Source organism: Patescibacteria group bacterium (assembly GCA_041661625.1).
Classification (GTDB): domain Bacteria; phylum Patescibacteriota; class Patescibacteriia; order JAHIZJ01; family JAHIZJ01; genus JBAZUB01.
In genome coordinates this window covers 175343-188498 of the sequence record JBAZUB010000002.1, presented here as the reverse complement: position 1 = coordinate 188498, position 13156 = coordinate 175343, and the positions used below count along the sequence as shown (strand labels likewise).

Annotated in this window: 9 protein-coding genes and 1 tRNA gene; 7 read left to right on the top strand and 3 right to left on the bottom strand. The window is 49.7% G+C overall.

Annotated features, from left to right (window positions below):
* Positions 1 to 101 precede the first annotated feature (101 nt).
* Positions 102 to 1739: a glycosyltransferase family 39 protein gene (locus WC734_04360; protein ID MFA6198353.1), complete on the top strand. Its 1638-nt coding sequence runs from the start codon at positions 102 to 104 to the stop codon at positions 1737 to 1739.
* Between the two features lie 129 nt (positions 1740 to 1868).
* Here the strand turns inward: WC734_04360 and uvrA are convergent, their stop codons facing one another.
* On the bottom strand, positions 1869 to 4775 hold the full coding sequence (gene uvrA, locus WC734_04355) for an excinuclease ABC subunit UvrA (protein ID MFA6198352.1): 2907 nt from the start codon (positions 4773 to 4775) through the stop codon (positions 1869 to 1871).
* Between the two features lie 664 nt (positions 4776 to 5439).
* On the opposite strand from uvrA, the gene truD reads away from it, so the two are divergent.
* Positions 5440 to 6867 carry a tRNA pseudouridine(13) synthase TruD gene (gene truD / locus WC734_04350; GenBank protein MFA6198351.1) on the top strand — a complete coding sequence of 476 codons (1428 nt, stop codon included), beginning with the start codon at positions 5440 to 5442 and terminating at the stop codon, positions 6865 to 6867.
* A gap of 217 nt (positions 6868 to 7084) precedes the next feature.
* Here the strand turns inward: truD and WC734_04345 are convergent, their stop codons facing one another.
* Positions 7085 to 7540 (bottom strand): hypothetical protein, encoded by a 456-nt coding sequence (locus WC734_04345; protein ID MFA6198350.1) that lies wholly within the window; start codon positions 7538 to 7540, stop codon positions 7085 to 7087.
* 239 nt (positions 7541 to 7779) lie between these two features.
* On the opposite strand from WC734_04345, the gene uvrC reads away from it, so the two are divergent.
* Complete coding sequence (gene uvrC / locus WC734_04340; protein MFA6198349.1) at positions 7780 to 9597, top strand: excinuclease ABC subunit UvrC; 1818 nt, start codon at positions 7780 to 7782, stop codon at positions 9595 to 9597.
* A 23-nt stretch (positions 9598 to 9620) separates the two neighbouring features.
* Here uvrC and WC734_04335 read toward each other — a convergent pair whose 3' ends face one another.
* On the bottom strand, positions 9621 to 10172 hold the full coding sequence (locus WC734_04335; protein MFA6198348.1) for a DUF1772 domain-containing protein: 552 nt from the start codon (positions 10170 to 10172) through the stop codon (positions 9621 to 9623).
* Positions 10173 to 10375: 203 nt separating this feature from the next.
* Between WC734_04335 and WC734_04330 the strand changes: the two genes are divergently transcribed.
* The 4 genes from WC734_04330 to WC734_04315 all read left to right on the top strand — a co-directional run bounded on the left by WC734_04330 (position 10376) and on the right by WC734_04315 (position 13068).
* Positions 10376 to 10534, top strand: a complete 159-nt coding sequence (locus tag WC734_04330) for a hypothetical protein (protein ID MFA6198347.1) — start codon at positions 10376 to 10378, stop codon at positions 10532 to 10534.
* 113 nt (positions 10535 to 10647) lie between these two features.
* The gene (gene secG, locus WC734_04325) at positions 10648 to 10866 is read left to right on the top strand and encodes a preprotein translocase subunit SecG (protein MFA6198346.1); all 219 of its coding nucleotides are present in this window, start codon (positions 10648 to 10650) and stop codon (positions 10864 to 10866) included.
* A 39-nt stretch (positions 10867 to 10905) separates the two neighbouring features.
* Positions 10906 to 12693, top strand: coding sequence for an ABC transporter substrate-binding protein (locus tag WC734_04320; protein MFA6198345.1), 1788 nt, complete (start codon positions 10906 to 10908; stop codon positions 12691 to 12693).
* Between the two features lie 288 nt (positions 12694 to 12981).
* A tRNA-Leu gene (locus tag WC734_04315) sits at positions 12982 to 13068 on the top strand.
* Positions 13069 to 13156 lie beyond the last annotated feature (88 nt).

The following is a 13156-nucleotide window of genomic DNA, read 5'->3' as shown; positions in this document are numbered from 1 at the left end:
TGGGGGAGGTTTTCAGGAACGGTTTTGATGGAGTATGTTGTATTGGCCAATTTGACGATAATAATTGTATAATTCCACTATTCAACTAGTTGTCCAAAAACATGCTGTCATCAATCCGTTCGTACATCTCGAATCACCGAATATCTTTTATACTCTGGTGTATCATCGCTGTGGGAGCTGCTCTGCGTTTTTATTCGCTCAGCTTCGGCTTGCCGGATTTATACCAAATCGACGAGGAGTTTTTTGTTGATCCTGCCCTGCGTATTGCTCAGGGGCACATCAACCCCGGCTGGTTCGGCGCCCCGGGACAAACCGTCATTTATGGGGTCGGAATTATCTTTAAGTTATTACACTGGATCGGTCGGGTAATTGGTGGTTTTCATCTGTCGTTCTTGGACGATTACCATCAGCACATTACCCTGTTTCAAACTTTGGGCAGGGTGCTGCCAGCTTTGGCCGGAGCAGCCATGATTCCTCTGGTGTATTTAATCGGACAGTTGTGGAGTAAGCGAATCGGTTTGATTGCGGCCGGTTTAACAGCCACATCTTTCTATCTGGTTGACCATAGCCACGTGATCCGGCCCGACATTGTTCAAACGCTTCTGATCTTGTGGGTCTGCTACGGTTTGCTTCAAGTTCTGCGGCAACCGAATACTACAAAATGGTACATCTGGATTGGGGTGGCCTTTGGTTTGGCGGTGAATACAAAGTATCCCTCGCTGTTTATTTTACCCGGGGTGGGCGTGCTATTGATTATTCTCCAAATCCGCCATCTATTTCGCTGGGGCCGATGGTTGCTCGCTGCTGTCATATCGCTGCTTACCAGTTTTATTACCGGACCATTTTTATATCTTGACCCGGTACGAGTGTTGCATGACGTAATCATTGAGGGGCGCGATACCCACGGTGGTCACGATCGTTTGGGCTTCTTTGGTAATCTGGGCTGGTACTTCACCCACGCTCTGGATTGGGAGATCGGTACGCTGTTGTTCATATTAACGCTGATTGTAGTAGGATTGATTCTGGTAAAAATTGCCCGACGCCGAATTAACAGTGAGCATGATATCTACGCTGCGGTGGTTATCGCCATTATGGCCAGCTATCTAGGCTGCCTGGCAGTACTGAATCTGCATTGGGAGCGCTGGGTAATTCCGCTAATTCCGTTACTATTTTTTTTCACCGCTCACGCCATTGATAGAATAATCCATCGCCTGCGGCATCGACCGGTTTTATTGGTGGCCATCCTGCTTATTCTGGTCATCGGGCCAGCCCTGCGGCTGATTCGAACCATGTCTGGCTACGGCCATCCCTATACGGTCGCTTCGGCTCAAGGATGGGCGATAAATAATATTCCGCCAGACTCTACCGTCGCTGTCGAACCTTACTCGCCAGCTTTGCCGACCAATCAATACAAGATTATCAGCCTGCCAAATTTGAGTTGGCACGATTTAACCTGGTATCGGACCCAAGGCATTGAATACTTTATTCCCAATGAAAATGTCAAAGGCGTGATGGCCAGTGAGGTTGATCGATTAGGTTCGAATACGAACTTTAGCAACGCGCTAAAGGGTTATACGGAGTTAGAACGAAATAGCGCGTTAGTTTATCAAATTCCGACGGATATTGCCCGAACCACTAAACGGCTAGTGGAATCAAACGATTGGGTAGTATTAAAAACATTCCGGCTCGATTTAGTACGAGGCCCGTATGTACAGATATTCAAGTTGTACCAGCCATAATAGCTGCAGGAGACGATTCACCTTTTGGTCAAAAGGTGTTTTTGTATAAATATACTTGTTTCTCGTTTCAAATCACCTTTTGGCATAATGCTAAATTATCGAAAATTTTAACAAACCAACCCCAGTTTTTTATTTCTTCGCCAACTTATCAAATATCTTCTTTAAGTACTGACCGGTATACGAACCTTTTACCTTGGCCACATCTTTGGGCGTGCCCTCGGCGACTAATTGCCCACCCTTTATGCCGCCCTCAGGTCCAAGGTCAATAATCCAATCGACTGACTTTATGACATCGAGGTTGTGTTCGATTATTAGAACGGTATTACCTTTGTCGGCTAGTTGATGCAAGACGCTCAATAACCGTTTAACATCGTCCATGTGCAGACCGGTGGTCGGCTCGTCGAGAATGTAGAGCGTGCGGCCAGTGGCGCGGCGTGACAGTTCGGTAGCTAGCTTAATCCGCTGGGCTTCGCCGCCCGACAGTGTGGTAGCCGATTGACCCAGATGAATATAGCCCAAGCCGACATCAAGTAAGGTTTGCAGTTTTTGGTGAATCGCCGGTATGTTCTCAAAATATACATAGGCCTCTTCCACTGTCAGATTGAGTACGTCGGCAATATTCTTGCCCTTATAATGAATCTCTAAGGCCTGCTGATTATAGCGTGCGCCGTGACATTCTTCGCACTCGACATAGACGTCGGGCAGGAATTGCATTTCGATGCGTTTCAATCCATCGCCCTGGCACGATTCGCAGCGGCCGCCTTTGACATTGAAGCTGAACCGGCCGGCTTTGTAACCGCGCAGTTTTGATTCCGGCACCTGGGTAAAAAGATCCCGAATGTAAGTAAACACGCCCGTATAGGTCGCGGCATTGGAACGCGGCGTCCGGCCGATCGGTGATTGGTCAATGTTAATGACTTTGTCGAGATGCTGCAATCCGGTGATCGATTTGTGCTTGCCGGGAATCTCTTTGGAGCGGTAGAAATGTTGTGATAATGCCCGCGCCAGAATATCGGTCATCAGAGTTGATTTACCAGAACCGGATACTCCGGTGATACAAATAAACTTGCCCAGCGGTATTTTCACATTAATATTCTTGAGATTGAACTCCTCCGCGCCTTCGATGGTGATAAACTTGCCGTTTCCGGGACGATATTTCTTGGGCGGATCAATCGACATTCGGCCGGACAGGTAAGCGCCGGTTAATGACTTTTTCTCTTTCATGACCTGGGCAGGCGTACCGGCTGCGACAACTTCGCCGCCATGTTCGCCGGCGCCGGGACCAATGTCTACCACATGATCAGCTTCCAATATGGTGGTTTCGTCATGTTCTACTACTATAACCGTGTTCCCCAGATCGCGTAAGTTTTTCAAAGTTTCGATCAGCTTATCGTTGTCGCGCTGGTGCAGACCGATCGATGGTTCATCTAAAATGTATAACACGCCAACTAAGCTTGAGCCTATCTGCGTGGCCAACCGAATGCGCTGAGCCTCGCCGCCGGCCAGCGTAGTAGCGGCTCGATCGAGCGTCAGATAATCCAAGCCAACATTGCGTAAGAATAATAGCCGATCTCGGATCCCCTTGAGGATCTGCTTAGCAATGATTTGCTTGCGCTCATTGAGCCGGTGCGGGTTCGTTTTGTCAGTTAACGATTGAAAATACTCGGCGGCTTGTTCAATCGTCAGGCTGACCACTTCGGCGATGCTCTTTTCGCCCACCGTGACCGAAAGAGCCGCCGGCTTCAGACGCCGACCCTGACAAACCGGGCAGGGCGAGATGCGCATATAGCGTTCGATTTCACCGCGGATGTAATCAGACTCGGTTTCTTTGTATCGGCGTTCCAAATTCGGTATCACCCCCTCGAAAGTGGTCCAGAACTCGCGCACTTTTCCGCCGTCAAAATCATTATTGACATCGTACTTTTCATCGCCAGTACCGTTCAATACCATATCGAGTTGTTTAACGGTCAGTTTTTCCACGGGCGTGTTGACCGAAAAACCATTTTTATTCGCCACCGCTTCCATGATACGGAAATACCAGGTTTGATTGGACGATGTGCGCGACCAGGGCCGGATAGCGCCCTGGGCTAGAGTCAGCTTCTTGTTGGGCATTACCAAATCGGCGTCGATCTCCAGCTTTGTGCCTAAGCCGGTGCAGGCCGGACAGGCGCCGTGAGGATTATTAAAAGAAAAACTGCGCGGCTCGATCTCGGGCAGACTGATGCCGCACTTAGTACAGGCAAAATGCTGACTGAAAACCATGTCTTCTTCATTGTCATCGTGCTGCACGGCCACCAGACCAGATCCCAGATCGAGCGCCGTTTCCAGCGAGTCGGCCAGTCGGCCCCGATCCGAACCTTCGGCCTCTTGCTTCTTCATTGGCTGACGCATCGCCGGAGTAATCTCAATCCGATCCACCACTACCTCTAGCGCGTGCTTCTTGTTCTTGTCCAGATTCAGCGCTTCGGCCTCTTCCAGGGTATAAATTAACCCATCAATCCGCACCCGGACATAGCCGGCTTTGCGGATTTTTTCCAGGACATTCTTATGCTCGCCCTTTTGATCGCGAATCAGCGGTGCCAATAAAACAATTTTCGTTCCGTTTGGTAACGCGATAATCTTTTCGATAATTTGATCCACTGACTGACGCGCCACCTCCCGTCCACAATTGGGGCAATGGGGCAAACCGACTCGGGCAAAAAGTAATCGAAGATAATCATATATCTCGGTTACCGTACCGACCGTCGAACGCGGATTGTGTGATGTCGATCGTTGGTCGATTGAAATCGCCGGTGACAGCCCATCAATCTGATCAACATCTGGTTTGTCCATCAAACCCAAGAACTGCCGGGCGTAAGCGGACAGAGATTCGACATAGCGGCGCTGGCCCTCGGCATAAATGGTATCAAACGCCAGCGATGACTTGCCGGAACCGGACAGGCCCGTAATCACGATTAACTTATCGCGTGGTATTTCCAGACTGATGTTCTTGAGATTATGGACGCGAGCGCCCTTGATAACAATGTTGTCAGCCATATTTAAATAATCTTGAACCTCTGCGTTTGAGCTAAATTTGACCTGCCCGCCGCTGCCAGCTTTGGCAGGCGTGGCGTGGCTGAGGATTCGGGCGAAAGCGTAGTTGAGCTACGCTAAGGCCGAACCGCAGGCCGCAACGAAAAAGTTAGCCAAAGCTGTTTAAGGGTCAGACTACGCCTGGTCAAAACAGCGTACGCAGAAGACCATAAAAAATAACTACGGGACAGTATACCGCACATAGTTAATACTGGCAAGTATCTAGGGGGCGGGTTGACACAAAATAGAAAAAGCCCAGCGTTTCAGGCTGTCGTAACAGCGTCAACACGGGCTATGAATCACCGTCATCGTCCATAGGAAAGACGAGACCGCAGGCTACCAGCACCAGACCCACACTAAGAAGTAAAACGCCTAGACATCCACAACCCACATCCAACAACCATCGACCGCAACGCTTAGGCCATTGATCTGGCTGGCGTGTCGGCAGTTCCAACTCCAGAAATCTCCTAGCCATCTGAACCTCCTCCCAGATGGTGTTCCCTGTACTTTTCTTAACGCAACCCGCTCAAAAAGTCAATATTCAATTTGGTCATTATGCCCGATAAGATTGGCTTCGTACTTTTTCAATCTTGACTTTCGGACTCAATCTGCGTACGCTCATAATATTATGGACAATGATACTTCAATCGAAGCCACCCGGCACGAACGGGAAACGACGGAATTCGCGCGGCTCAAAGAACTGCGCCAGCAACACCCCGAGCTGTTTCATCGCGACATTGTCACGCTGCACCCGAAGGTGTTGAATTTCTTAGGCATGACGGCGCTGCCCAAAGACTTGCCGCTGGGTTATATCCGGCTTTACCCGGAAGATTTTATCGTGGAGGAGGTCAGCCGCGACGGTACGATTCACACGATCGAACCCGAGACTCTACCCGAGACCTTGACGGCCGAAGACCGGCGCACGCTGTATTGCGATGTGGTAAAGATGGGCGTAGGTACGGCCGACATGCAGTGGCGATTGGCCAATGAACTAAATGTTGACCGAAGCCGTGTGTTATATGCGGGCTTGAAAGACGAGGTAGCCATTACGTCTCAACTCATAAGTCTGCGCGGTGTTCGGTATGAACAGATTAAGGGCATTAAATTGCCTGGTATTTTCTGCAAGAATTTTTACTACGGCAAAGATATCATCCGGGTCGGCTCGCATGCCGGCAATCGCTTTACCATTTTGGTGCGAACCGAGCGGGATATCGCGGCAGAGGATTTCAATTCAGCGATCCAGCGGGTTGAACAGTCGGGTTTCCTGAACTACTACGGCCACCAGCGGTTCGGGTATCGGCCGCACCGTCTGGGCAACCGGCACTCGAATCACGTCTTGGGTAAATTAGTCTGCCGCGGCGAATACGATCAGGCATTGAAAACGTTTTTGACCGCCACCAACGATAACGAGATGCCGCTGTTTGCCAATATTCGGCTGGAGGCGCAAAATATTTACAGCGACTGGCCAAAATTACACGAGCTGTATGGCCGTTACCCGGTTTATTTTGAACGTGAGCTGATACTGGTTAGCCATTTGATGGCCAATCCCAAAGACAGCCTAGGTGCGCTGTGCATGCTCGAGCCGCAGGTTAAAATGTGGGTTCAGGCATACGTCAGTTATTGTTTCAATCTGCTACTATCCGAGCTGTCGCAGAAAGGTACCTTGCCCGAGAAGCTGCCCCTGCCGATGAGCCCGGACACGGCCGACCGGGCACCCTATCGTTCCCTCTTCGAACAGCACGGTACGCTCGACATATTTAAATACATCAAGCCCTTCCCATCAATCGCCATTGCCCGGCACCATATTGAAACCAAAATCAAGGCGGATATTCACAGCCTGACATCAGTGCCCAAAGGCGTGATCGTCAATTTTACGCTGGGAAAGGCTTCCTACGCGACCACCTTCCTACTTAACCTGTTTACGCTGATTACCGATGAACCCGTACCCGAGTGGGTCGATCGGGACAAAATAGATATCAAGGCCACCATCGGTATCGGCTCGGTTAAAACGGCCAATGACGCGCTGGGCAAGTCGATGGCACCGCTGGATATGTAGTAAGACAATTAAGAATTATAAATTTAGAATTCAAAATTATTGAAGCCCCGTCACGCGGGGCAACTTTCGTTTTACATTATAAAATTTGACTTTTAAATTCTTCCATGAAAAGTGAAAGGCTCTGGATGATCTCACGAATCGACATAGTCGAAACGATTTTGATCACCCAGAGCCTGGATGCATGGGGACGTTCTACCGTGGAGGCGAGAGTGGTGCGCTACTCGGTGGCCGGGATGTCCTCCGTGGCGAAGTTGTCGCCATCGAAGGTCAGGACGACCTTCGGGGACTTGCCGGTCCCACCGATCAAGTTGATGGTGGTCACCGACGGCTGTCCGACAGCTGGCGGGTTGCGCCAGACGTGGCAGATGAAGAACCTGTTCGCCGGAATGCCGCTGGGGAGCTGCTGGGTGCCGGGGCCGCGCTGGAAGCGCACGACGCTGACCGTCTGCTTGCTGCCGTGACGCGTTTCCTGCTCCTTCCAGTACACTCCCTCGACGTTGTAGCCGAAGTCGAACAGCCTGGCAGCCAGCCCCTTGATAGAGATCGGTCCGGTCTCGCCCGCGACCTCGATCGTGTGTTCACCGCTGTCGGTGACAAACGTCGTCGAGGGCAAAGGACGAGCCTCCGCCAGCTGTACGCCGTAGAATTTCAGCTCGACGATCTGGTGGAACATCGCAACCTCCTCCGCGGCAAGCTATGTCGCGGTGGTAGAACGTATTGCCCGACGAATTCCCGCCCATTTAGGCAGGCTTCATACAGGCGTTTTGGACAGAACACTCCTAAACTGAAGTAGTATATTAGCGCATCTGACTAAAATTGTCAAGAGGCCAGGCGGGTATATTTCCTAATATTAGCCTAATTACATTACCAATATATGTTTTATACGAACTCTCTGCGTGCTATAATTCACCAATGACGGCAATTTCCCAAAAACTCGCCTCCCTACCCAAACAACCCGGCATCTACATATTCCGCAATGCCAAGGGGTCGGTATTGTATGTGGGCAAGGCGATCAATCTCAAATATCGCGTGTCGTCGTACTTCCGCCGGTCGGCCGCGCTCGAGCCGTCCAAACAGCACATGGTCAAACTGATCGCCGATCTGGAATATATTATCGTCGATTCCGAAACCGAGGCGCTGTTCCTCGAAACCACCCTAATCAAGAAATACCACCCACCCTATAATGTCATCATGAAGGATGATAAGAACTTCGCGTACTTGAAAATCGGCCTGGCCGAAGAATTTCCCTCAGTCACCATCGTCCGGCGATTATCCAAAGGTCCGGCGAAATACTTTGGCCCTTATTCATCGGCTTACGCGGTCCGGCTGACATTGAAACACATGAAAAAAATCTTTCCGGTAAAAGTTTGTTTGAATAAACCCGACGATCCCTGCTTCGAAGCCCAGATCCACCGCTGTGTGGGGCACTATTTAACTCCCACTAGCCGGACCGACTACCAGATAATCATCAAGCAGTTCATGCGTTTCCTAGAGGGTCGCGGCGAAGAGGTGGTGGCCGACTTGGAAAAAAGAATGGCGACCGCGGCTTCGAAACAACAATACGAATTGGCGTCGGCGCTGCGCGATCGTCTCTGGGCGGTCAATCGGGTACTGGATCGGCAAAAAGTCATTCTGCCCAAACGGGACAATCTGGACATGATTGGCTTGGTGCCGGAACGCAATCAAGCCGGTATCAGCGTGATCATGTTTCGGGATGGTAAACTGATCGATCGGCGCAATTTCATCCTAAGTAATATCAAAGACCAATCACCAGCTCAATTGCTGGCCACGTTTATCGAACAATACTACACTCAATCCCCCGATCATCCCAAGAAAGTCATGCTGGCGGCAATGCCCGAACGATCATCAGAGATCGAAAAATTGCTCCAGCTAAAAATCCAATTGGTTCAGCGCGGTCAATTTGCCAAATTGGTAAAACTGGCCGAAGCTAACGCCCGCGATCATCTATTAAAAACAATCACCGCCGCGGAAACCGACCAAGCAAAGGGCCGGCAGTCACTGGAAAACCTGGCTAAAGCCTTGCGCCTGTCCGATCCGCCCCATCGGATTGAAACGTACGACATTTCCAATATTCAGGGTGTGAACGCGGTCGGTTCGATGATTGTGTTTGAAAACGGCCTAGCTAAGAAGTCGGAATACCGTAAGTTCAAGATCAATACATTCACCGGTTCAAATGACCCGGGCATGCTCGCCGAAGTATTGCGGCGACGCTTGAAACACCTGCCTGCGTTGAGACAGCTCCGGCAGGCGGGTCGTATCGAATCTGCTGGTACAACCCAATCGGTTTGGCCGATACCGGATCTAATCATCCTCGATGGCGGGAGGGGCCAGCTCGGTGTCGTTACCCGCGAGCTTTCAAACGAATTGTCCGGCATCAAAATTGTCGCACTGGCTAAACGGCTAGAAGAGATCTTTTTGCCCGGCAAACCCAATCCGATTGTATTACCGCCCAATTCTGAGGCGCTTTTCTTGCTCCAACGCATGCGCGACGAAGCGCACCGGTTCGCCATATCGTTTTACCGCCAGACACACCGAAAGACGACAGTGAAATCACAACTGGACGAGATACCAGGTATCGGCCCCAAAATTAAGAAAAAATTGCTGCAAAAGTTTGGTTCGGTTGATGGAATTCGGCGGGCTGACTATGTCGATCTGTCGAACGTCATCGGCGCCAAGCTTACTGAATCGTTGCGGGAACAACTAAGCTAAGCGCCGATATTAACAGACGTCGATTATCTAATGGGCCGAGATTTACTTTCCTCGTGTTCTTCCCATTGTTCCGATGATTTGGTATTGCCAATTTCATTTAGGCTAAAGGTAGCCCAAATAAATAAGATGAAACTTACCAAATTAATCGGCGTGCGAATATTGTTGAGCGTGTGCCAGCTTTGCCGAGCGGTTTCCCAATCGGCCGGCGGACTGGATAGATTCCAGGTTTTGACGTATTCGTTGATCGGAACATTGAATACGATCGTAAAAACACTGACACCGAAAAAGAACAATAGCCAACCCCAGAAGGTCAGCTTCCAAAACTTGGTATAACGCTGCTTCCGCAGCTTGATTAGCGTGTACAGCGGCAAAAGCATGGATATTGTCGCTACCACGATTACACCAGTCGGAAAAGCATCCAAGCCGGCAATCAAACCTTGCTCCACTTTGGCGTACTCGGAACCGTTCAGGGTATTTAGCATCGGCACTACGCCCTGGGCAAACGCGTATAATAGCCCGGCAAATAATCCCGTACCGAAAGTATATATTAGATGCACTAACCTGATATTTCTCATGTTTAAACCATTAAATTATTATTTCTATCACTAGCCTGCGAAATAGATAACCTTGCATAATATAGATGCCAAATCATATTGTCAAGAGTGAACGTGAAACTATGGCTCCTTGAATCAATTTTGTTTATCTTACATGTATAGTATCTGATTGCCTCGATTACGATATATTTGCTAATATAGTTGTGTAACGTACTTACAAGAACATGCCACACACCGAAATTGACCAGCTGGAAAAAATAGTTGAGAAGCGCGCGACCCGCCGCCATCGCAAAAAACACCCGGTCATGAAGGTAAATAGCCGGAGCGTGTTTGGTTTGGTTAAAACCATCAAACGGCGTGCTGAAAATAAGGCGTCCAAATAGTACTAATACTTCACGAATTATTTTTTACGCTGTGTGCTTGAAATACTTTCTTGACAATCATTGCCGCATCTGGTATTGTGAATCCTAGCCAAAGTGGCTTTTTTCGTTGAACTATGCAAACATATCTAGACATTGCTATGATCGTCCTGGCCGTACTCCTGGTAACGGCTATTCTGCTGCAACAGCGCGGCTCCGGTTTGGGCGGGGTTTTTGGTGGTGAGGGTAATGCTTTTCAAACCCGTCGCGGTGTTGAGCGAGTATTGTTTATTTTTACTATCGTTGTCGCCGTACTTTTTTTTGGTATCGGCGTCGCCAGTTTGATGATAAAATAGTTCATACGTTCTAATTCTAACCCACTTCTAGTGGTTCGTTTGTTCGACCAAATTAATCGTTCTCTGTCCAATCAAAGACGAAAGCTGCCCGGCTTTCGAGCGGGCTTTTCTAGTTCCAATGATCTGCCTAAAAAACTTCGTCTGCCGACTTGGAGCCAGCTGCGCCGGTTGCCCGATGTGTTGTCGGCTGTTGAGCTAAAAATATTTGTCGGCTTGATAATCGCCTGCGTTATGGCCCTGGCCTGGCTGGGAATTCGGTTTTATCTGCATCATACCGTAGTCGAACCCAAAGTCGGCGGTGAATACGTGGAGGGCGTGGTCGGCAATCCCAAATACATTAATCCGGTCTTGTCTCAAGCCAACGACGCTGATTTGGATTTAACCCGGTTAATTTATTCCGGATTGTTTAAATATGACGCCACCGGTGATATCGTGCCTGACCTGGCCGAAGGCTATGAATTGAGTGAAGATCAAAAAACCTATACCATCCACTTGCGATCGGGGGTGGTCTGGCACGACGGGCAGGCATTTGGCGCCAATGACGTACTGACTACGGTCGACTTTATCCAAGCCGCCGAAGTCAACAGTCCGCTTGAACCCAATCTTCACGGAGTCATAGTCGAATCACCCGACGACCGAACCGTGACCCTGACCCTAAAAGAACCCTTTGCGCCATTTTTAAACTCACTGACTTTTGGGATTATTCCGGCCCATATTTGGAGCGACATTCCGGCGACCTCGTTTGCTCTGGCTGAAGCCAATCTTAAACCGATTGGTACCGGCCCATTCAAATTCCGCGTATTAAAAAAGGATGGGCGTTCGGGCGTCATTCGTTCCTATGAGGTGGTACGCAACGATTGTTACTACAACCAAGCGCCATATATTGAGAAAATGACCTTTTTATTTTATCCGGATTTAACTAGCGAAATTGACGCTGGTAAAAGCAAAAAGGTTGAAGGCTTGGGCTATATTCCAAAAGAGTCGCGTACCACGTTGGAAAAAAACCGCGAGATAATCGCCAAGCTCCTACGCCTACCGCAATATACCGCCGTATTCCTCAACCAAAAGAATTCACTATTAAAAGTTAGCGAGATCAAACAGGCGCTGGCCTATGCATTGGACAAACCGGCGATCATCCAGGCCGCGCTGAACGGCGAAGGCGAGGCAATCCAGGGTCCGATATTACCTGGCTACATTGGTTACAATCCCGAGATTAAGAAGTATGAATACGATCCCGCCAAAGCCATGGAGACACTGGACAAAGCCGGCTGGACCGTACCTGAAGGCAGCACCCTGCGGAAAAAGGGCGAGCAAGAGCTGCGCTTCACTTTAACAACGATCGACCAGCCTGATTTTGTCACCACCGCCAACCAGCTCAAGGATTATTGGGAAAAAATCGGTGTCGGCGTGGAATTGCAGATCATTGATTCGGCTCGAATTGAAAAGTACGTAATCAAGCCGCGCGACTATGAGGCGCTACTCGTAGGCGAGATTGTTGGTACGGATCCCGATCCTTACCCATTCTGGCATTCATCCCAGGGCAAGGATCCGGGATTGAATTTATCAATCTTTGCCAATAAGGACGTTGATCAATTACTAGAAGAAGCTCGCAAAACGAGCGACCCGGAACAACGTCGGATGAAATACCTGCATTTTCAAAACATTCTAGCGGAACAGTTACCCGCGATCTTCCTGTATAATCCCACGTATACCTACGGACTGGCCGAAAAAATAAAAGGATTTTACTTGGAAAGAATTACGGTACCAGCCGATCGATTCATCGATGTGGAGAAGTGGTATATCAAGACTCTGCGTCGCTGGAGGTAGTTAAAATACATTGTTGGCAAAGGTTGTATCTTCAGTGCCGGGATGGGTTGCGGCCACGAATAAACTGAACTGCTTCAGTTTATGAGGAGCCGCAACGGGCGAGGCGTTGTCGTAGACCGCCGAACCCTGGAGGGGGTATGTTCTATACAGTTATGCCTAAAAGCAGAATGATGTTTATGTGCCGCGGTGGTGAAATTGGCATACCTGCCCCGTCTTCGCCGAAGCGGCTTCGCGCAGGCAGGCCGCCGTACTGGCCGAAAAGTCTAAGTGGTATTGCGTCTATATGGGGGGCGAGTGGTGAAATTGGCATACACGTACGGTTCAGAGCCGTATTGGAGCAATCCAGTGAGGGTTCAAGTCCCTCCTCGCCCACCATCTAAGCGAAATATAACCGACTATCGGCCAGGCAGGCGCGGCACGCACGGTTCACCTGCCCGCCCTGTCTGCCGACAGGCAGGCGCAT

Excerpts from the sequence above, each read along its gene's own strand:
- WC734_04360 (MFA6198353.1), top strand. The coding sequence starts at position 102 with ATGCTGTCATCAATCCGTTCGTACATCTCGAATCACCGAATATCTTTT.
- uvrA (MFA6198352.1), bottom strand. The coding sequence starts at position 4,775 with ATGGCTGACAACATTGTTATCAAGGGCGCTCGCGTCCATAATCTCAAG.
- truD (MFA6198351.1), top strand. The coding sequence starts at position 5,440 with ATGGACAATGATACTTCAATCGAAGCCACCCGGCACGAACGGGAAACG.
- WC734_04345 (MFA6198350.1), bottom strand. The coding sequence starts at position 7,540 with ATGTTCCACCAGATCGTCGAGCTGAAATTCTACGGCGTACAGCTGGCG.
- uvrC (MFA6198349.1), top strand. The coding sequence starts at position 7,780 with ATGACGGCAATTTCCCAAAAACTCGCCTCCCTACCCAAACAACCCGGC.
- WC734_04335 (MFA6198348.1), bottom strand. The coding sequence starts at position 10,172 with ATGAGAAATATCAGGTTAGTGCATCTAATATATACTTTCGGTACGGGA.
- WC734_04330 (MFA6198347.1), top strand. The coding sequence starts at position 10,376 with ATGCCACACACCGAAATTGACCAGCTGGAAAAAATAGTTGAGAAGCGC.
- secG (MFA6198346.1), top strand. The coding sequence starts at position 10,648 with ATGCAAACATATCTAGACATTGCTATGATCGTCCTGGCCGTACTCCTG.